The organism is Phocaeicola sp. HCN-6420 (assembly GCF_037890145.1).
GTDB lineage: Bacteria > Bacteroidota > Bacteroidia > Bacteroidales > Bacteroidaceae > Phocaeicola.
In genome coordinates, this window is the sequence record NZ_JBBKBJ010000008.1 from 76410 (window position 1) to 97041 (window position 20632).

Consider the following 20632-nt stretch of genomic DNA (forward strand, 5'->3'; position numbering starts at 1 on the left):
ATAAATATCAATACTGCTCGGTTTCATTAGGGAAATCACACGACTTCACGTCTGCTACGTAATGTCCGATAGCATCGGTCATTATCGTATGCAAGTCGGCGTAACGACGCAAGAAACGCGGACTGAAGCCTTTGGTCATCCCCAACATGTCGGCAACCACCAGCACTTGTCCGTCTACAGCTCCACCGGCTCCGATACCTATTACAGGAATGGTCAGTTCGGAAGCTACACGTGCGGCCAGATCGGCAGGAATTTTTTCCAGTACCAGTCCGAAACAGCCAGCCTCTTCCAGCAAGTGAGCGTCGCGAACCAGCTTTTCAGCCTCAGCGTCACCCTTGGCACGTACGCCATAAGTTCCATATTTATTGATAGACTGTGGCATCAGTCCCAGATGTCCCATTACAGGCATGCCCGCCCCGATTATTTTCCGGATGGTCTCGATTACCTCTTCTCCGCCTTCCAGCTTAAGAGCATCTGCACCTGTTTCCTTCATAATACGGATAGCGTTTCGCACTCCGTCGAACGGATCTGCCTGATAAGAGCCGAAAGGCATATCGACAACGACAAGCGCACGTTTTACACCACGCATCACCGACTTACCGTGATATATCATCTGGTCTATTGTTATAGGCAATGTAGTTACATTACCCGCCATCACATTCGAAGCAGAATCGCCTACCAAAATTACATCAACGCCTGCCCCGTCTACAATCTGGGCAATCGTATAATCATAAGAGGTCAACATGGAAATCTTTTCACCTCTTTCTTTCATCTCAATCAAACGGTGAGTCGTCACTTTACGTGTATCACCTGAAAGATATCCAGCCATAAAAATTCTCCTAATTTAGTAAAATTGTGGCAAATGTAGTTCATTCTTACGAGTTAAGCAAGAAGGGCTTTCATCTTTTCGAAGGAGAAGGCTGTAAAATCGGGCATCACCAACTTACATTTGTCGGCTATCGCTTCCTTCGGATTAGTGGTACACAATCCTACGACTGCCATACCAGCCGCATTGCCTGCTTCCAGTCCGTGAAATGAATCTTCAAATACTACACAATTCTGGGGAACCGTTCCGAAAACTTCGGCTCCCAGCAGGAAACAATCCGGAGCAGGTTTCGAACGGGTAAACATTTCGGCGGTAAGAATACGGTCGACCAGCTCTTTCAGTTCAGGGTGTGCCTTATATACATTGGCCATCTTCAAGTCGTTCGAGCTTGTAACAATAGCTATCTTTACACCATGCGCACGTAAGTCTTTCATGAAATCGACTACACCGGGAATATACTCAAACGACATTTCTTTTTCAAACTGGTTCAAGCGAGCCGTGATGTCCTGCTGTTCTTTCTCCATACCAGAAAAATGCTTTGCATAAATCTGAGTAAGGGTTTGTCCTTTAATGATACGGCCGAACTCTTCTATCTGGGGAAAATACTGCTTACCCACTTCATTCCAAAACAAACTGTACTGTGTTTCCGTATCCATTACCACTCCGTCGAAGTCGAACAGAGCTGCTATACACTTCGTATTATCCATTCTTTCTACCATTTAGTTGATTTAACGGTGCAAATTTCCGAAATATCACGTCATATTCCTAACTTTGAACAAACAAAATTAATCGAAGCCCAAAATGGAAAAGAACAATCCCCATGTCTTAGGAAATGCTCCCATAGGCAAATTGCTTTTACAGTACTCCATCCCTGCCATTATCGGCATGACACTGACTTCCTTGTACAACATTATCGACAGTATCTTTATCGGACACGGTGTAGGGGCACTTGCCATTTCCGGTCTTGCCATTACTTTTCCGCTGATGAACCTGCTTGTTGCGTTCTGTACCCTGGTAGGCGTAGGTGGAGCAACCATTTCTTCCATCCGTCTGGGACAAAAAGATATAAGAGGTGCCGAGAATATTTTGGGAAACGTCACCATTCTCTGCATCATCAATGCTATATTTTACGGAGGCATCACACTGATTTTCCTGGACGAAATACTTTATTTCTTCGGAGCCAGCGAAAGCACCTTGCCTTATGCACGCGACTTTATGCAGATTATCCTGCTGGGAAGCCCCATTTCGTATGTCATGATCGGGTTGAACAACATCATGCGTGCTACGGGTTATCCCAAAAAGGCTATGCTTTCGTCGATGCTGACGGTAGGATGCAACGTAATTCTTGCTCCTATCTGTATATTCGTTCTGGAATGGGGAATCAGGGGAGCTGCCCTTTCTACCATTTTGTCGCAGTTTGTAGGTATGATCTGGGTATTATATCATTTCTACAACAAGAAAAGTTATATACGCTTCAAGCGTTCCAGCTTTAAACTCAGGAAGCACATTATTCTGAATATCTTCGGTGTGGGCATGTCACCCTTCGTAATGAACGTATGTGCCTGCTGTATCGTGATTTTCATCAACAACCGCTTGCTGACTTACGGCGGCGACCTTTCTATCGGAGCATTCGGCATTCTTAACCGGATACAAATGTTGTTCGTGATGATCGTGATGGGAATTACCATGGGAATGCAGCCGATTTCCGGATATAACTATGGAGCACAGCACTACGACCGCGTAAAACGGACACTGCGACTGGGTATTATCGCAGGATGTAGTGTTACGACCGCCGGATTTCTGGTCAGCGAATTGTTCCCGAGCGTATTTGTAGGTATGTTTACCACCAACCATGAGCTGACGGAACAAGCTACCTTGGCTCTACGCATCGGTGTGCTGGCATTTCCTATGATCGGAGTACAAATCGTCATTACACAGTTCTTCCAGTCCATCGGTAAGGTCAGCATATCGATACTGCTTTCTCTTTCCCGCCAGTTGGTCTTCCTGTTGCCCGGACTGGCTTTGCTTCCACCGCATTTCGGAGTAAAAGGGGTATGGTTCAGCATGCCGCTTTCGGACACACTGGCTTTCATCATGGCTGCCGTCATGTTGATTTATCATTTCCGTAAGCTGAAAACGGTCCATCAACCTCAAGAATAATATATTTTCTATTGCTCCATAACAAACGAAAAGCCGTTTCTGTATCTTCCTTTTGATTTACAGAAACGGCTTTTATGCTCATATTACATTTTTACAAACGCCGAGAACTTCTCCGGAAAACGTCCCGACGTTTCTAAAAAATTTGTACAAATTCTCAGAAAATTTGTACAAATTTTCTGCCGGACTTGCGGAGAGTATTTTTTCTCCCCGCCGGATGCTTATGCAAACGTCAGCTGAAAAGCAGCATGATGTTGAGCACGGAAACGACGATGGCAATGGTATAAAGCACAAACGTGCTCCATCGCGAGTTGGCATACTGCCCCATGACGCGCCGTGACGAGGTGAGCGACAGTTGCAAAAAGACGGTGAAAGGCAACTGGATGCTCAGCACCATCTGCGAAATAATCAGTCCCTGAAACGGATTGTCGATGAACAGGATAATCACCAGTGCCAGTCCCAACGACAGCAGAACCCCTATTCGCGAGTGAATGTCGCGGATATGATAGGATTCTCCGAAGATGCCGGCAAAAATAGAACCTGCAGCCATCCCGCTGGTAACGGTCGACGAGATACCTGCCATAAGTAACGCCAAGGCAAAAATGGTGCCTGCCTGACTTCCCAACAGAGGGTCGAGCAACGATTTTGCCTGCTGAAGTTCTTCCACCGGCGTGCCGTGTGCAAAGAAAGTGGTAGCTGCCAGCAGAATCATGGCACTGTTGATGGCCCAGCCTATGCCCATCGACAGCAACGTATCGTAGAATTCGTACTTCAAATGTTTCTTGATGGCTTGTTCGTCCTCCTTATTATATTCCCGACTCTGCACCACTTCCGAATGAAGAAACAAATTGTGCGGCATGACGACTGCTCCCAGTACACTCATGATGATGAGCATACTTCCCTGCGGAATGCTTGGCGTAACCCACGAACGGGCAGCCAGTCCCCAGTCGACATCGACCAGAAAGAGCTCATAGAGGAAAGAAAGACCAATCACCGAAACGAAGGCGATGATGCCCCGCTCGATGCGTTTGTACGAATTGGTGAAAAGCAGTATCAGCACAAAGACCGTCGTCAGTATGGCTCCAACGATAATCGGTATGCCGAACAGCATTTCCAATGCGATGGCTCCTCCCAGTATTTCCGCCAGCGACGTAGAGATACTCGCCAGCACGGCACTACCTAAGATGGGACGCGCTATCCACTTCGGTGTATATTTGTTGGCAGCCTCGCTCAGACACAGACCGGTTACGATACCCAGATGCGCCACGTTGTGCTGAAGCACAATCAGCATGACGGTGGAAAGTGTCACGACCCACAACAGTGCATAGCCGTAATCGGAACCCGCCGCAAAGTTCGACGCCCAGTTTCCCGGGTCGATGAATCCCACGGTAACCAGCAGTCCGGGACCGATATACTTGAATATATCCAGACCACCCAGATAGCGCTGGTGGTCTTTCCGCTTTAATTCCCTTAACAGATTCTTCCACATAATGTATTTTCTTATTGTATAATAATGATATTACAAACCACCCCGCCCAAAAGTTCAGTCTAATCGAAATCAAAATTGAGCGTAAGCTGGCGTTCGTCCGTGCGTTTCTTGGGTTTCGGCACCAGCAGTTTCCGTACTCCCTGCGGAGTAAGTTCGTGTATCGTCTTGTCGGGCAGCTCGTTGCACGTGATAAAATATCGAGCCTTCTTCATGACGGCTCCCATTTTCTTCAGTTCGTAGAAGCCGATGCGCGAGAAACGGCGCGACATGACAATCATCTTGGCCGAACGTACCCCGATGCCCGGCACACGAAGCAGGGTTTCATAGTCCGCCGTATAGATGTTGACGGGAAAAAACTCGGGATGCTTCAATGCCCACGCCAGCTTAGGGTCGACTTCCAGATCGAGGTCCGGACTGGCATCATCTACCAGTTCGTCTACCCGGAACTGATAAAAACGCAGCAACCAGTCGGCCTGATACAGACGGTTCTCGCGTACCAGAGGCGGTTGTTTCAGGGCAGGTAGACGCTTGTCGTAGGTATTGACGGAAATATATCCCGAATAATACACACGTTTCATGGTAGGCTGGGCGTAAAGAGCGGAAGAAACCTTCAGAATGTCGCGATCGCTCTCCGAAGTTGCCCCGACAATCATCTGCGTACTCTGTCCCGCAGGTGCAAAACGTGGCGCGTGGCGGTGATGTTTCCGCTCTTCCGCACTCTCGAGTGCCCCCTCACGAATATATCCCATAGGCAGATACACGCTGCGATGGTCTTTTTCGGGAGCCAGCATCTTGAGGTTTGCTTCGGTTGGAATTTCGAGATTCACGCTCAGACGGTCGGCATACAGTCCGGCTTCGCGCACCAGTTCCCTGCTGGCTCCGGGGATGCTCTTCAGGTGAATATAGCCGTTGAAGCGGTGAACCGTACGCAAGTCTTTTGCCACCCTCACCAGACGCTCCATGGTGTAATCGGGATTCCGTACTACGCCCGAGCTCAGGAACAGTCCCTCGATATAGTTCCGGCGGTAAAACTCCATGGTCAGATCCACCAGTTCGCTGACAGACAGAGTGGCACGCGGTATGTCGTTGCTGATTCGGTTGATACAATATGCGCAATCATAAATACAATAGTTGGTAAGCATGACCTTGAGCAGCGAAATACACCTGCCGTCTTCGGCAAAACTATGGCAGATGCCCCACCCTCCTACGGTATTGCCTACCCCGCCAGAGGCATTGCGCCGTACGGTTCCGCTGGAAGAGCACGACACATCATATTTTGCCGACTCCGCCAGCACTTTAAGTTTATGCAAGACTTGCTCGTTCATTGTACTTTTCTGATAATTTTGCAGTTGTATAAATATGGTAAAAGTAGACATACTGTGTGAGCTGTGCAAATCTTTATTGTTTTTTTGTAACTTTGCAGCCGAATTTATAAAGCGATATAAAAAATTATGTGGTTACTATTAGCCTTTTGCTCGGCGGCACTGCTGGGCTTTTACGATGTATTCAAGAAAAAGTCACTGAGTAACAATGCCGTACTTCCGGTACTGGCTCTCAACACATTGTTCTCAAGTCTTATTTTCCTTCCGTTTATTCTGTTGTCGCACTTTGCACCACAGACGCTGCAAGGTTCTCTTTTTTATGTACCCGAGCTGGGGGGCTGGGAAGTTCATAAATTTATTCTGCTGAAGTCGTTCATCGTTTTGTCTTCATGGACATTCGGATATTTCGGTATGAAGCATCTGCCACTTACCATTGTAGGTCCTATCAATGCCACACGTCCTGTCATGACACTCGTGGGTGCGATGCTGATTTTCGGCGAACGGCTCAACCTGTATCAGTGGATTGGTGTGCTCATGGCGATTATCTCATTCTTCATGCTGAGCCGTTCGGGAAAGAAAGAGGGTATCGACTTCAAGCACGACCGCTGGATATGGTTTGTAGTGCTTGCTGCTGTACTGGGAGCCATAAGCGGACTGTACGATAAATTCTTGATGGGACGGTTCAATAATATGCAAGTTCAGGCGTGGTATAATATCTACCAGCTTTTCCTGATGGGCGGTGTGCTGATGTTTCTGTGGTGGCCTAAACGGAAAACATCGACTCCTTTTCGCTGGGACTGGTGCATCATTCTGATTTCCGTCTTCCTCTCGGCTGCCGATTTCGTTTATTTCTATGCACTGAGTATGGAAGATTCCATGATTTCCATTGTATCAATGGTACGCCGCGGCAGTGTCATCGTATCGTTCCTGTTCGGGGCCATGCTGTTCCATGAAAAGAACTTAAAGAGTAAGGTTATCGACCTGATACTGGTGCTTATCGGTATGTTCTTCCTCTATCTGGGAAGCCGTTAAAAGACAATTGCCCGAAAGCATAAAAAAACGTCCCGACGAATGGAAAGAAACATCGGCATGTTTTCATTCATTCGTCGGGACGTTTTTTTTATATCATCGGCACGTTATCCTGCCATCAGCAGAATAAGCAACTGAGCCGTGAGGATTCTCAGGAACATAGCAAGCGGATATACGGTAGAATATCCTACAGCCGGTGCATCGTTACCTGAAATCTGATTGGCATAAGCCAATGCAGGAGGGTCAGTATTACTACCGGCTATCAGTCCCATCAAGGTGAAATAGTTAATCTTATGTCGCCAGCGGGCTACCATTCCGATAATCAGCAACGGAATAAATGTAATCAGGAATCCGATACCTACATACAACAGTCCGTCACCTTCTACTACCGTCTGGACAAAATTGCCGCCTGCTTTTATACCGACACTGGCAAGGAACAACACCAGTCCCACCTCACGCAGCATCAGATTGGCACTCATGGTGGTATAGGTTACCAGCTTGACCTTGTGTCCGAAACGTCCGATAAGAATAGAAATAATCAGCGGACCTCCGGCAAGACCCAACTTCACCGGAGTAGGCATACCCGGCAACGCAATAGGAAGACTACCAAACAAGATACCACAGAAGATACCGATGAAGATTGTCACGATGTTAGGATGATCCAGACGCTTCAACTGATTACCCAGCAAATCGGCAACTCGTTCGATGGCATCTTGCGGACCGACTACCATGACACGGTCGCCCACCTGAAGAATCAACTGTCTTGCAGCAAACAAATCCATACCGGAACGGTTGACACGCGTTACGTTTACTCCATACATACTGCTGAAATGAAGCTCACCCAGTGTCTTTCCGTTTATCGCAGGCTGTGTAACCAGAATACGGCGGGAAACCATTGGCTTGTCTTGCTTGCTCTGGTTATCCCAGTCTACGTCTTCTACCTTCGAACCGATGAACGCCTGTATAGCCTCCGAATCGTCTTCAGCACATACAATGTTCATTTCATCTCCCAGTCGCAATACGGTATCGGCAGTGGGAATGTGTACGTGTCCGTCCTGCAAAATACGGGAGCAGACAAAATCTCTTGCCAGGAAGTTCTGCACCTGTGAAAGCTTCTTTCCGCTCAATGCAGCGTTTTCAACTTTCAGAGCAAGGTTGTAAGGCTTCAGATGCGGATTGGCTTCTTCCTCTTTCTGAATATCGTCCGCTTCCTTGTCGAGGTTCACCCGACAGATATATCGGATAACAATCAGCGAAAGAATGATACCCATGACACCCAGCGGGTAAGCACATGCATATCCCATCGCAATTTCAGGTCCCTGATAATGCAGTTGCTGCAAAGCCTCGTTGGCGGCACCCAGTCCCGGAGTGTTCGTCACAGCTCCGCAAAGAATACCTACCATCATCGGAATGTCTACCCGCCCTTGCAACGCGTAATAGATAATCAGGGCCACTGCAATATTCAGTGCGACGATACCCATGGCCAGCATGTTCAGCCTGATACCTCCTTTCTTAAAAGACGAGAAGAAGGAAGGACCTACCTGCAAGCCTATACAAAACACAAATAGAATCAATCCGAAATCCTGCAAGAAGGAAAGAATGGACTGATTTCCTGTAAATCCTAAGTGTCCGGCAAGGATTCCCACAAAGAGTACGAAGGTAACACCCAGGGAAATGCCGAAGACTTTGATTTTTCCCAATAAAACTCCGGCGGCAATCACAAATGCGTACAATGCGACAATGTGTGCTATGGAGTCGGGATTAGTTAACAAATCTTGTAGCCAATTCATAATATTATTTTTTAAGCGTCACAAATGTAGACAATTAAAAAGAATCAGTCAAACATTGAATCTAAAAAAATACTCACTTTTTGCTGCGATGTGCAATAAATTTGTATATTTGCCTCGCACGGGTTCCAACCTCCGTGCCAACTAACTTAAATCATAATATCATAAACACTCATTCACTATGGCAGATAGTAAAGAAAAACTCTTTTCTGATTTTCCCCCCGTATCTACGCAAGAATGGATGGATAAAATCATGGTCGACCTGAAAGGAGCCGATTACGAAAAGAAACTGGTGTGGAAAACTAACGAAGGATTTAAAGTAAAACCGTTTTACCGCCAAGAGGATTTGGAGGGACTGAAAACAACGGAAGGACTTCCTGGAGAATTTCCATTTATAAGAGGTAATAAGAAAGATGATAATACCTGGTATATCCGGCAGGACATTCGAGTAGAAGATCCTGCAGAAGCGAACAAAAAAGCTCTCGATTTACTGAACAAAGGTATCGACTCGCTGGGGTTCCATATAAAAGCCAACGATTTGAACGCCGAATATATTGCCACTTTACTGAAAGATATTTGCTGCGACTGCATAGAACTTAATTTCACAACCTGCCAGCGTCATACTGTCCAACTGGCGGAATTGCTTGTCGCTTATTTCAAGGAAAAAGGCTACGATCCGGAAAAACTGCATGGTTCGCTGAACTTTGACCCGATAGGCAAAATGTTGCAAAACGGAAAAGATGTCAGCCCGATTATATCGAAAGCTAAAGAACTGGTGGAAACGCTGGCCGACTATCCTCACTTCCGCTGCATAGCTGTCAATTCTCTTCAACTGAACAATGCCGGAGCGTATATTTATCAGGAACTGGGATATGCACTGGCTTGGGGTAATGAATACTTAAGCCGCCTGACTGAAGCCGGAGTTCCTGTCGACCTGGCTGCGAAGAAAATCAAATTCAATTTCGGCATCAGTTCCAACTATTTTATGGAAATTGCCAAATTCCGTGCGGCACGTATGTTATGGGCAGACATCGTAAAGGCTTACAATCCTCAATGTGAATGTGCATGTAAAATGTTAGCTCATGCCGAAACATCCAGCTTCAACCTGACGCTCTTTGACGCACATGTAAATTTACTCCGCACGCAGACAGAAGCCATGAGTGCTGCCATCGCCGGAGTCAATTCAATCACAGTGACTCCTTTCGACAAGACCTATGAAACTCCGAATGATTTTTCTGAACGTATAGCACGTAACCAGCAGTTGCTGCTGAAAGAAGAATCGCACCTGAACCGCATTGTCGATCCGGCAGGTGGTTCTTATTATATAGAGAACCTGACTGTTTCTATCGCCAAGCAGGGATGGGACCTGTTCCTTCAAGTGGAAGATGCGGGAGGTATGGTACAGTCTGTACTGGCAGAAAACGTACAGAATGCTGTAAATGCGAGCAATAAGGCACGCCACGAAGCGGTTTCCAAACGCAAGGAAATCTTACTGGGTACCAATCAATATCCTAACTTTAACGAACTGGCAGGGGATAAAGCCCCGCTGGAACACAAATGTGGCTGCGGAGGCGGACATTCTCACGACGAAGAAGCTTCTTTCGCCAAACTGGAAACCAGCCGCGCTGCCAGTGAATTTGAAGCTCTCCGCCTGCAGACCGAACATTCGGGCAAGCGTCCGAAAGCCTTTATGCTGACTATCGGAAACCTTGCCATGCGTCAGGCTCGTGCTCAATTCTCATGCAACTTCCTGGCTTGTGCCGGATATGAAGTAATAGATAATCTGGGATTCCCGACTGTAGAAGAAGGTGTGGAAGCAGCCATGAAAGCCCATGCCGACATCGTTGTAATCTGTTCGAGCGATGATGAGTATGCCGAATATGCCATCCCGGCATTCAAGGCAGTAAACGGCAGAGCTATGTTTATCGTAGCAGGAGCTCCTGCCTGCATGGAAGAACTGAAAGCTGCCGGTATAGAGAACTTTATCCATGTACGCTGCAACGTATTGGAGACCTTGAAAGAATATAATGAAAAGTTAGGAATTAAGTAATGCTATGAAACCGAATTTTAAAAATATCGACATATATGCCGGATTCCAGCCTCAAAATGGTATGGAATGGCAAAAGGCCAATGACATCAAGGCCAATTGGAGAACGCCGGAACAGATTCAGGTGAAGCCGGTTTATACGAAAGAAGACCTGGAGGGCATGGAGCACTTGAACTATGCTGCGGGTATTCCTCCTTATCTGAGAGGTCCGTACTCGATGATGTATACCTTCCGTCCGTGGACGATCCGCCAGTATGCGGGTTTCTCTACTGCCGAAGAATCGAATGCTTTCTACCGTCGTAATCTGGCTTCCGGTCAGAAAGGTCTGTCGGTTGCCTTCGACCTTCCGACTCATCGTGGTTACGATCCCGATCATCCGCGTGTAGTGGGCGACGTAGGTAAGGCAGGTGTTTCTATCTGCTCGCTGGAAAACATGAAGGTATTGTTCGACGGTATTCCCCTGAACAAGATGTCTGTTTCCATGACCATGAACGGAGCTGTACTGCCTATCATGGCATTTTACATCAATGCAGGACTGGAACAGGGTGCCAAGCTGGAAGAAATGGCCGGTACCATCCAGAACGATATTCTGAAAGAGTTCATGGTGCGTAATACTTATATTTATCCGCCTGCATTCTCCATGAAGATCATTTCGGATATTTTTGAGTATACTTCTCAGAAGATGCCGAAATTTAATTCAATCTCTATCTCGGGTTATCACATGCAGGAAGCGGGTGCCACTGCCGATATCGAACTGGCTTATACACTTGCCGACGGCCTGGAATATCTGCGTGCCGGAGTAGCTGCGGGTATCGACATCGATGCTTTCGCTCCTCGTCTGTCGTTCTTCTGGGCTATCGGTATGAATCATTTCATGGAAATTGCCAAGATGCGTGCCGCACGTATGCTGTGGGCCAAGATTGTAAAACAGTTCAATCCGAAGAATCCGAAATCGCTTGCACTGCGTACACACTCGCAGACTTCGGGATGGTCGCTCACGGAACAGGATCCGTTCAATAACGTAGGACGTACTTGTATCGAGGCGATGGCTGCTGCACTGGGACATACTCAGTCACTGCACACCAACGCTTTGGATGAAGCAATCGCCCTGCCGACTGACTTCTCCGCACGTATCGCACGTAACACACAGATTTACATTCAGGAAGAAACTCAGATATGCAAGAACGTTGACCCGTGGGGCGGTTCTTATTATGTGGAAGCGCTGACCAACGAACTGGCTCATAAGGCATGGGAACATATTCAGGAAATCGAGAAACTGGGTGGTATGGCCAAGGCTATCGAAACCGGTATCCCGAAGATGCGTATCGAAGAAGCGGCTGCCCGCACACAGGCTCGTATCGACTCGGGCGAACAGACCATCGTAGGAACGAACAAGTATCGTCTGGAGAAGGAAGATCCGATCGATATTCTGGAAGTAGACAATACGGCTGTACGTCAGGAACAGATAGAAAACTTACGCCGTCTGCGCGAAGGAAGAAATCAGGCTGAGGTGGATAAAGCACTGGAAGCTATTACCGAATGTGTACGTACCGGCAAAGGCAACTTGCTGGAACTGGCTGTAGAAGCTGCCCGCGTACGTGCCACACTGGGAGAAATATCCGACGCGTGCGAAAAGGTCGTAGGACGTTATAAAGCAGTAATCAGAACTATTTCAGGCGTGTATTCATCAGAAAGTAAAAAGGATGCAGATTTCGCAAGAGCTTGCGAACTGACCGAAGAATTTGCAAAGAAAGAAGGTCGCCGTCCGCGTGTAATGATTGCCAAGATGGGACAGGACGGACACGACCGTGGTGCGAAGGTAGTGGCTACCGGATTTGCCGACTGCGGCTTCGATGTGGATATGGGACCGTTGTTCCAGACTCCGGAAGAGGCTGCACGTGAAGCTGTAGAAAACGACGTACATGCAGTAGGTGTTTCTTCACTGGCTGCCGGACACAAGACGTTGATTCCGCAGATTATCGCGGAACTGAAACGTTTGGGACGTGAAGATATTCTGGTATTTGCCGGAGGTGTCATCCCGGCACAAGATTACGACTTCCTGTACAAGGCTGGAGTCATGGCTATCTTCGGCCCGGGTACATCAGTTGCCAAATCTGCTTGCCAGGTAATGGAATTGTTACTTGAAAATACAGAAGATTAAAAGTTAAAAACAATACCTGTAAACTATAATGTACCCTCAGAGAAGCCACTATCTCATCGGCTTCTCTGAGGTAACAATAAAAACGAATGTCTGCCTGACATAATCTATTAAAACAAAAGTCAGACACAGGTATAAAAAGAATAGCGAAAGTTCCTTTTATCAGAACTTCCGCTATTCTTTTTTTATTATAGCATTATTATTTTTTCTTATAATCGTGCACTATAGCTTCCGTAATCCAGTTTGCCAATGCCTGACGGTTATCGGGGATGACCAGACGCTGCTGGTCGCGGGCATTCTGAATATTTCCCAGTTCCAGAAAGACGGCATAAGGCGTTGAATTGCGAAGTACAAATAAATTTCGTGCACTTACCGTACCTCCAAAACCTCTGTTGGGCTGATGACGGTCGTACTTTGCCGTAAATGTACGACGTAACTGATCTGCCAAACGCTTTCCATACTTACTTCCCGGAGTATGGTAAAAGAAAACATCAGTCTGCTTTCCTCTACTACGACTATCCACATGAATGAATATGGCACGCTTATAATTGCTCTTATCCTTATAATACAAACGGTTGATAGCATCGCAACGCTGCTGTAATCTTGCCACCTGATTCAAAGGAATGGTTTTACCCATACAAGTTTCACGCTTACTGTTATTCAGAACAGCCGTATTACGAATTCCATCCTTTTTATCCTGAATGATAAAATGAACCTTGGCACCACGCTTCAGCAATTCTCTACCCAGTCTCAGAACAATATCATAAGCATATTCATCCTCATGCAATTCCTTTCCATGATATTTACCGATACATCCCGGATCGGGACCTCCATGTCCGCTGACTAAATAAAACGTTGCCCCCTCTAACGAATGGGATGTTATCTGATAAGCAGCCTGTGACTTTCCAAACAACGGTTCGTAACCCGAACCCTTCTTTTTCCGTGAAAATCCGGGAAGTACTACCAGACAACACAAGATGAGTAATATATACCTAATCTGTGTCATTTCAATAACTCATCTATTTTTTTACACAGAGCCGAAAACTCTTCTTCATTATACAGACGTGTCATCATCACAATCTTTCCCGTCTTATCAATCAAGACATTACGAGTAATGCCTGCATTTCGGACAGCGTATTTAGCAAATATATCTGCTCCGGGGTCGAGTCCGAGCGGATAAGTAACCTTCGTCTGCTTGGCAAATGCTTTCACTTTCTCCAATGGTTCATCACGGTCTACACCATAAAGTGCAAATGAAGCATTATCTTTATGTTTCTGCCAGATATCCCGTTCGATGAAAGGCATTTCTTTCCGACAGACACCACACCAGCTTGCCGTAAACTGAAGCATGACAACCTTTCCACGCAGAGAGGATAGTTTAATCTTTTGCCCATCGGTCAGTGTCATTTCAAAATCGGGAGCCTCATCTCCCACTTTTACTATATATCCTACTTCATCGGGAGTAACTTCCTGAGCCCTTACAGTAGATATTCCAGCAAACAGACAGCCAAACAAAGCTGCCATCATTACCCATTTTTTCATCATATACTGATAGTTTTTAATAATCGCCTCCAAATATACAAAAAAATCGACACATCAAAAGGAAACTTCCAGCCGATGCCCCCCTTTCAAACGTGTTTAAATATTCGTTAATATTATTTTAAGAATCATATTTAAAGAATCGATTCAAGGCTATTTGGCACATTTAACCGATTATCTTATCCAGCAACAATTCGTTTTGCACAAAAAATAAAACCACCCCTACAATCAGTAGAGATGGTTTTAAAAACTTTTTATGCTATTATTCCTTCCAATTACAAAGGCATATTACCATGCTTCTTCGGAGGATTGCTTACACTCTTGTTCTGAGTCATTTCAAGAGCCTGAATCAGTTTGTAACGAGTATCCTTCGGAAGGATGATCTCATCGATATAACCCTGTTCAGCTGCACGATACGGATTAGAGAATTTCTCTTTGTATTCTTCTACAGCCTTAGCCTTTTCTTCCGGAGTAGCCTTACGATACAGAATGTTTACAGCTCCATCGGCTCCCATTACAGCAATTTCGGCTGTAGGATATGAGAAGTTTACATCAGAACCAATAGGTTTACTGTTCATCACAATGTACGCACCTCCGTAAGCCTTACGTGTAATCACCGTAATCTTAGGCACTGTAGCTTCGGCATAAGCATATACAATCTTCGCTCCGTGACGGATGATACCGTTGTGTTCCTGAGTACATCCTGGCAAGAATCCCGGAACATCTTCGAAAGTAACGATTGGAATATTGAAACAGTCGCAGAAACGGATGAAACGAGAAGCCTTATCTGAAGCATCGATATCGAGTACACCTGCCAGATATGCCGGCTGATTGGCAACGATACCTACCGAACGTCCGCCCAGACGAGCGAAACCAACGACAATATTCTTGGCAAAATGAGGCATAACCTCGAAGAAATAATGATTGTCGACTACCGGTTCGATGATATTCTTGATATCGTACGGCATGTTCGGATCATCAGGAATAACTGTCATCAGTGATTCATCTGCACGACGGATATCGTCTGTGCAAGCGATAGAAGGAGCATCTTCCATGTTATTGGAAGGTAAGAAACTCAACAATTCGCGGATGCTCATCAAAGTTTCTTCTTCTGTTTCGCAAAGGAAATGAGTCACACCACTCTTACTGCTATGGGTATAAGCACCACCCAATTCTTCCTTGTCTACTTCTTCGTGAGTAACAGCCTTTACAACATCCGGACCTGTAATGAACATGTGACTCTTTTCCTTCACCATGAAAATGAAGTCGGTCAACGCCGGTGAGTAGCAAGCACCTCCTGCACACGGACCGAGGATAGCCGAAATCTGCGGAATCACACCCGAAGCAATTGTATTCTGATAGAAGATTGAAGCATATCCAGAGATACTTCCTACACCTTCCTGAATACGAGCACCACCCGAGTCATTCAAAGCAATAACCGGAGCACCATTCTTCAAAGCCAACTGCTGTACCTTTACAATCTTCTGTGCACCGGTAGCACTCAACGTACCACCATATACAGTAAAGTCGTAAGCATATACATAAACCAGACGACCATCAATTTTACCATAACCGCAAACGATACCGTCACCCAGAATATGCTTTTTATCCATACCAAAATCGGTACAGTGATGGATAACCAATTTATCTATTTCATTGAACGTACCTTTATCAAGCAACATATCGATACGTTCGCGGGCAGTCATATGACCATTAGCATGTTGTTTTTCTACACGCTCTACTCCTCCGCCTTGAGAAGCCAGCTTATCCAGCTCCTCAAAATTCTTATATTGTTCTGCTGTTGTCATAAGTTTAATTTTCTTCTTTTACTACATCCAGAGTCATGATAACCTGGTTACTGTTTACAGAGTCGCCTTCATTTACAAGTATGTCCTTTACAACACATTCGCTGTTTACCTTGTAATTACTCTGCATCTTCATAGCTTCAATTACAACTACGATATCGCCAGCCTGCAAGCGGTCGCCTACCTTCACCGGAATCTTCACAACCTTACCCGGCATCGGAGAAACAATCTTATCCTGCTGTTTCTCGTCAGCATTCTTACGCATACGGAGGTATTTAGCCTGTGAGTCTATGATATCGATATTATATGACTGGTAGTGAGCATTTACCGTATAACTCTTTCCACCTTCCTTACGAATCAGTTCGGCGTTGTACGACTTTCCCTCATGCAAGATAGAGCAACTACCGTTTTCTGCCATTACAATATCCACATCGTAAGGAACACCATCGATAGTCAACTGTACTTTATTGCCTTCTTTGCTGACCAGTGTAACGTCAGCCACTCTGTCACCTATATGTATTTCCATAAATATCTTCTTTAAATTCGCAATACACCTTTTTTCAATCCAAATTCACGCCAGCGGCTGATAGGACGGTTATCAGAAGAGCCTGAATTATTTTCTTCCAGATTCATCAAATAATCGATGTATGCTGCAATCATTGCGATATTTTCAGTTTCTTCTTCTTTCTGACCTGCCCATTTACGCAACATATCCTGGTGTTTGGGGATAAACAGAGTATTGTAATGTCCTTCTACAAAGTCGGGAACATTCATGATATGACGCAAATAACCGATATTCGTCTTCAAACCAGTAATCTTGTATTCATACAGCACACGACGCATACGTTCGATAGCGAATTCACGGGTAGTAGCCCATACAATCAGCTTACCAATCATCGGGTCATAGTAAATAGGAATTTCGTAACTTTCGTATACGTAACTATCGATACGTACACCGATACCGTTCGGTTCCATCAGTTGACGGATAACACCCGGCGAAGGCATGAAATTGTTTTCAGAATCCTCGGCACAGATACGGCATTCGATGGCATGACCACGCTGTTTCAAATCTTCCTGCCTGAAATGAAGAGGTTCATTATTAGCAATGCGAAGCTGTTCCTTAACCAGGTCTACACCTACCACTTCTTCAGTAATAGGATGTTCAACTTGCAGACGTGTATTCATTTCAAGGAAATAGAAATTACGATGCTTGTCGACCAGGAACTCAATTGTTCCAGCTCCTTTATAATTTACAGCTTTGGCAGCAGCCACAGCAGCCTCACCCATTTTCTGACGAAGTTCGGGAGTGACAAATGGAGAAGGAGTTTCTTCCACGATTTTCTGGTTACGACGCTGAATAGAACATTCACGTTCGAACAAATGTACAGCATTGCCATAATTATCTCCCAGAATCTGGAACTCGATATGATGTGGTTCTTCTACGAATTTTTCCAGATAAACCGTATCGTCGCCAAACGATGACATCGATTCCGAACGAGCTGTATTGTAAGCTTCCTCAACTTCCGACTCATTATGAATAAGGCGCATACCTTTACCGCCTCCACCCATAGAAGCCTTCAGCATAACCGGATAACCGATACGATTACAGATTTCCTTAGCCTCTTCTACACTCTGCAAAGGCTGTTCCGTACCTGGAACTACCGGAACCCCCGCAGCAATCATATGTTTACGTGCAGAAATCTTATCGCCCATAGCATCCATTGTTTCAGGATCGGGACCGATAAAAATGATTCCTTCTTCACGACAACGACGTGCAAATTCGGAATTCTCCGAAAGGAAACCATATCCCGGATGAATTGCATCCACTCCATGACGCTTAGCCGCCATGATAATTTTATCAATGTTCAGATAGCTCTCACGAGATGCTGCCGGACCAATCAGGCAAGCCTCATCTGCATAAAGTACGTGGCGTGCCGTTCTGTCGGCTTCCGAGAAGACTGCCACGGTACGAATGCCCATTTCACGGCAAGAACGCATCACGCGCACAGCAATTTCGCCACGGTTAGCGATTAATACCTTGTGTATCATGCTTTATGTTTTAGTTATTATCTTCGTTTAAGCCGCCGCCGCGTCATTCGGCACACGCAGCCAAAATCTGTGCAAAATTAGCAAAAAAAGATATACCGTTCCAATTATCCTTTCTTTTTTTGCCCATGGGAAGGAATTTAGCATAAAATACCTACCTATTGGTAGGCTTACATTCGCAAAAAGGGTGAAAACGCAAAGTCGAGGTGACAAAACGAAAAAAGTCCGGGAAACTTGACAGCTCCCCGGACTTCTCCTTAAATTTATTTTTCTTTACCTAAAAACAATCACCTTAATCTATTCTTAATTCTGCGACAAGTCGACTGCATAGTTGGCACGTTTACCCGATGGATATACACCAACCATAAACAATACCTGATCGGGCGACTGAGAAGCAGACTTCATAATCTCTTCCAGATCCTGAACTGTCTTCAACTGCTTGCCGTTTGCCTTCAGGATAATAAATCCTTTACGGATACCACAATCGGCCATTCTGCCTTCACTTACACCTGTTACCTGTACACCATAGCCCAAATTCAACTGTTTCTTCAAATCGGAAGGCACTTCACGGAATGCAGCACCCAACAATTGCATATCGGCATTCTTTACAATTTTGGTATTACCCTGTGCATTCTTCAATGTAACAGTGAAATTCTTTTCTTTCTTTTCACGCCATACTTTCAAGGTAACCTTATCACCCGGACGATATTTAGCAAGTGAACCTTGTAATTCGGCCATAGTCTTTATCTTCTTGCCATTCAGTTCCATGATAACATCGTTCACCTTCAGGATACCGTCTACCGAACCGCCTTCGGTTACTTCAACAACCTGTACACCCTCGTTGATACCCAGTTCCTTCTGTTCCTTACGGATTTCATCCGGATAAGTTTCATCACCCATATTACGTCCGGCAACACCCAGCAAGGCACGCTGTACAGTACCATACTGCTTCAAGTCGGTTACCACCTTTGTCATGATGCTGGTCGGAATAGCAAATCCGTATCCCGAATAAGCTCCGGTAGGAGAAACCAGCATGGCATTAATACCTACCAGCTCACCCTTGGCGTTGACCAGCGCACCACCACTGTTTCCCTGGTTGATAGCCGCATCGGTCTGGATAAACGATTCTACACCGTTGGCACCCAGTCCACGAGCCTTGGCGCTGACGATACCAGCCGTAACCGTAGATCCCAGATTGAACGGATTACCTACAGCCAGTACCCATTCGCCCACTTTCAGACGATCTGAGTCGCCCACCGGTATAGCAGGGAAATCATCTCCCTCAATCTTAACCAAAGCAAGGTCGGTAGTCGGGTCGGCACCGATAACACGTCCCTTCATCTCGCGTCCGTCGTGCAACTTGACAGATATTTCATCAGCTCCGTCGATTACATGATTGTTGGTTGCGATATAACCATCTTTCGAAATAATTACGCCCGAACCAAAACCACGCTGTTCCGGAGTTTGTACCTGCTGCTGACGTCCACGTCCGTCGCCGAAGAAGAAATCGAAAATATCGGGCTGTCCCTGTATGGTTTTAACCTTACTTCTTTGTACAGACATTATATGTACAACAGAGTTCAGAGAGCTCTCTGCCGCTTTAGTCAAATCGACCGGCTGCATGCTTGATGCATCCAAGGCAGCATAACGAGCATTCGACGCTGTTTGAAATTCATCATAGAAAGACGTATTCTTATCCTGCTTAGATTGCATAAGAGTATAAGTAGTAACTCCTGCCACTCCTGCACTGACAGCCATTACTGCGACTGCCCCCAATGCGATTTTAGTTGTCTTTTTCATACGTTTATATCGTTTAAATTGTTAATTTCAATAGTTGTTTAACATTTCATTTGCTAAAGTAGAACAAAATTCATACGATTGTACTCGGCATCGCCTCTTTTTTCTCTCTTTTAACAAAGAAATATTATCCGTTAACCGCAGTTAACGACTACCGCCTGCCAATTTTACATTCATTACCAGACAGTTTGCAGGGTGAACAGATATTTCTGACAAAAATGTCATAAATTCATTTTATTTACGTACCTTTGCAACAAGAAAGCAGTTGGTCGGTTTGTCGCTGGTACATTTGTACAAGAGGAAAGTCCGGGCAACACAGAGCATCCTACTTCCTAACAGAAAGCTGCCTGCAAAGGTAGAGTAATGCAGAAGAAAATAACCGCCTGTCCACACCGGAGAGGCAAGGGTGAGAAGGTAGGGTAAGAGCCTACCAGACGTATAGCGATATGCGGGCTGTGCATCTTAGGAGTTGTAAGGTCATGTAAACCGGCATTAACGAGGGTTGCTCGCCCCACGTCGGAGGGTAGACCGCTAGAGCTTACTGGTGACAGTGAGCGTAGATAAATGACAGACACTTTGCGCTTCAGCACAAAGAACAGAACCCGGCTTATAGACCGACTGCTTTTTTTT

15 protein-coding genes and 1 other RNA gene are annotated in these 20632 nt (G+C 45.7%); 5 read left to right on the plus strand and 11 right to left on the minus strand.

The window, feature by feature from the left end; translation table 11 throughout:
* Window positions 1-7: 7 nt before the first annotated feature.
* Entirely contained in the window at window positions 8-829 is an 822-nt protein-coding gene (panB, locus tag WKT12_RS06800; RefSeq protein ID WP_021971235.1) for a 3-methyl-2-oxobutanoate hydroxymethyltransferase, read from the minus strand.
* A gap of 53 nt (window positions 830-882) precedes the next feature.
* On the minus strand, window positions 883-1533 hold the full coding sequence (locus tag WKT12_RS06805) for an HAD family hydrolase (RefSeq protein WP_021971236.1): 651 nt from the start codon (window positions 1531-1533) through the stop codon (window positions 883-885).
* 94 nt (window positions 1534-1627) lie between these two features.
* Between WKT12_RS06805 and WKT12_RS06810 the strand changes: the two genes are divergently transcribed.
* Entirely contained in the window at window positions 1628-2986 is a 1359-nt protein-coding gene (locus tag WKT12_RS06810) for an MATE family efflux transporter (protein ID WP_340319225.1), read from the plus strand.
* Between the two features lie 229 nt (window positions 2987-3215).
* Here the strand turns inward: WKT12_RS06810 and WKT12_RS06815 are convergent, their stop codons facing one another.
* Window positions 3216-4472: an Nramp family divalent metal transporter gene (locus WKT12_RS06815; protein ID WP_021971238.1), complete on the minus strand. Its 1257-nt coding sequence runs from the start codon at window positions 4470-4472 to the stop codon at window positions 3216-3218.
* Window positions 4473-4531: 59 nt separating this feature from the next.
* Window positions 4532-5797 (minus strand): putative DNA modification/repair radical SAM protein, encoded by a 1266-nt coding sequence (locus tag WKT12_RS06820; protein ID WP_340319226.1) that lies wholly within the window; start codon window positions 5795-5797, stop codon window positions 4532-4534.
* A 126-nt stretch (window positions 5798-5923) separates the two neighbouring features.
* On the opposite strand from WKT12_RS06820, the gene WKT12_RS06825 reads away from it, so the two are divergent.
* Window positions 5924-6826, plus strand: a complete 903-nt coding sequence (locus WKT12_RS06825; RefSeq protein ID WP_021971240.1) for a DMT family transporter — start codon at window positions 5924-5926, stop codon at window positions 6824-6826.
* A gap of 104 nt (window positions 6827-6930) precedes the next feature.
* On the opposite strand, the gene WKT12_RS06830 is transcribed toward WKT12_RS06825, so the two are convergent.
* Window positions 6931-8613, minus strand: coding sequence for a putative transporter (locus WKT12_RS06830; protein ID WP_021971241.1), 1683 nt, complete (start codon window positions 8611-8613; stop codon window positions 6931-6933).
* A gap of 178 nt (window positions 8614-8791) precedes the next feature.
* Between WKT12_RS06830 and mutA the strand changes: the two genes are divergently transcribed.
* Window positions 8792-10660: a methylmalonyl-CoA mutase small subunit gene (gene mutA, locus WKT12_RS06835; RefSeq protein WP_340319227.1), complete on the plus strand. Its 1869-nt coding sequence runs from the start codon at window positions 8792-8794 to the stop codon at window positions 10658-10660.
* Window positions 10661-10664: 4 nt separating this feature from the next.
* On the plus strand, window positions 10665-12818 hold the full coding sequence (scpA, locus tag WKT12_RS06840; RefSeq protein WP_021971243.1) for a methylmalonyl-CoA mutase: 2154 nt from the start codon (window positions 10665-10667) through the stop codon (window positions 12816-12818).
* A 196-nt stretch (window positions 12819-13014) separates the two neighbouring features.
* On the opposite strand, the gene WKT12_RS06845 is transcribed toward scpA, so the two are convergent.
* The 6 genes from WKT12_RS06845 to WKT12_RS06870 all read right to left on the minus strand — a co-directional run bounded on the left by WKT12_RS06845 (window position 13015) and on the right by WKT12_RS06870 (window position 20005).
* On the minus strand, window positions 13015-13821 hold the full coding sequence (locus WKT12_RS06845; RefSeq protein ID WP_021971244.1) for an N-acetylmuramoyl-L-alanine amidase family protein: 807 nt from the start codon (window positions 13819-13821) through the stop codon (window positions 13015-13017).
* Window positions 13818-14342, minus strand: a complete 525-nt coding sequence (locus WKT12_RS06850; protein WP_445323124.1) for a TlpA family protein disulfide reductase — start codon at window positions 14340-14342, stop codon at window positions 13818-13820. Before WKT12_RS06850 ends, WKT12_RS06845 begins: the two co-directional genes overlap by 4 nt.
* 287 nt (window positions 14343-14629) lie before the next feature.
* The gene (locus WKT12_RS06855) at window positions 14630-16162 is read right to left on the minus strand and encodes an acyl-CoA carboxylase subunit beta (protein ID WP_340319228.1); all 1533 of its coding nucleotides are present in this window, start codon (window positions 16160-16162) and stop codon (window positions 14630-14632) included.
* A 4-nt stretch (window positions 16163-16166) separates the two neighbouring features.
* Complete coding sequence (locus tag WKT12_RS06860; protein ID WP_021971247.1) at window positions 16167-16685, minus strand: biotin/lipoyl-containing protein; 519 nt, start codon at window positions 16683-16685, stop codon at window positions 16167-16169.
* Between the two features lie 11 nt (window positions 16686-16696).
* Window positions 16697-18208 carry an acetyl-CoA carboxylase biotin carboxylase subunit gene (gene accC, locus WKT12_RS06865; protein ID WP_340319229.1) on the minus strand — a complete coding sequence of 504 codons (1512 nt, stop codon included), beginning with the start codon at window positions 18206-18208 and terminating at the stop codon, window positions 16697-16699.
* Between the two features lie 300 nt (window positions 18209-18508).
* Entirely contained in the window at window positions 18509-20005 is a 1497-nt protein-coding gene (locus WKT12_RS06870) for a trypsin-like peptidase domain-containing protein (RefSeq protein WP_021971249.1), read from the minus strand.
* A 258-nt stretch (window positions 20006-20263) separates the two neighbouring features.
* Here WKT12_RS06870 and rnpB point away from each other — a divergent pair.
* An RNA gene (gene rnpB, locus WKT12_RS06875) (RNase P RNA component class A) lies at window positions 20264-20628 on the plus strand.
* Window positions 20629-20632 lie beyond the last annotated feature (4 nt).

Excerpts from the sequence above, each read along its gene's own strand:
- panB (WP_021971235.1), bottom strand. The coding sequence starts at position 829 with ATGGCTGGATATCTTTCAGGTGATACACGTAAAGTGACGACTCACCGT.
- WKT12_RS06805 (WP_021971236.1), bottom strand. The coding sequence starts at position 1,533 with ATGGATAATACGAAGTGTATAGCAGCTCTGTTCGACTTCGACGGAGTG.
- WKT12_RS06810 (WP_340319225.1), top strand. The coding sequence starts at position 1,628 with ATGGAAAAGAACAATCCCCATGTCTTAGGAAATGCTCCCATAGGCAAA.
- WKT12_RS06815 (WP_021971238.1), bottom strand. The coding sequence starts at position 4,472 with ATGTGGAAGAATCTGTTAAGGGAATTAAAGCGGAAAGACCACCAGCGC.
- WKT12_RS06820 (WP_340319226.1), bottom strand. The coding sequence starts at position 5,797 with ATGAACGAGCAAGTCTTGCATAAACTTAAAGTGCTGGCGGAGTCGGCA.
- WKT12_RS06825 (WP_021971240.1), top strand. The coding sequence starts at position 5,924 with ATGTGGTTACTATTAGCCTTTTGCTCGGCGGCACTGCTGGGCTTTTAC.
- WKT12_RS06830 (WP_021971241.1), bottom strand. The coding sequence starts at position 8,613 with ATGAATTGGCTACAAGATTTGTTAACTAATCCCGACTCCATAGCACAC.
- mutA (WP_340319227.1), top strand. The coding sequence starts at position 8,792 with ATGGCAGATAGTAAAGAAAAACTCTTTTCTGATTTTCCCCCCGTATCT.
- scpA (WP_021971243.1), top strand. The coding sequence starts at position 10,665 with ATGAAACCGAATTTTAAAAATATCGACATATATGCCGGATTCCAGCCT.
- WKT12_RS06845 (WP_021971244.1), bottom strand. The coding sequence starts at position 13,821 with ATGACACAGATTAGGTATATATTACTCATCTTGTGTTGTCTGGTAGTA.
- WKT12_RS06850 (WP_445323124.1), bottom strand. The coding sequence starts at position 14,342 with ATGATGGCAGCTTTGTTTGGCTGTCTGTTTGCTGGAATATCTACTGTA.
- WKT12_RS06855 (WP_340319228.1), bottom strand. The coding sequence starts at position 16,162 with ATGACAACAGCAGAACAATATAAGAATTTTGAGGAGCTGGATAAGCTG.
- WKT12_RS06860 (WP_021971247.1), bottom strand. The coding sequence starts at position 16,685 with ATGGAAATACATATAGGTGACAGAGTGGCTGACGTTACACTGGTCAGC.
- accC (WP_340319229.1), bottom strand. The coding sequence starts at position 18,208 with ATGATACACAAGGTATTAATCGCTAACCGTGGCGAAATTGCTGTGCGC.
- WKT12_RS06870 (WP_021971249.1), bottom strand. The coding sequence starts at position 20,005 with ATGAAAAAGACAACTAAAATCGCATTGGGGGCAGTCGCAGTAATGGCT.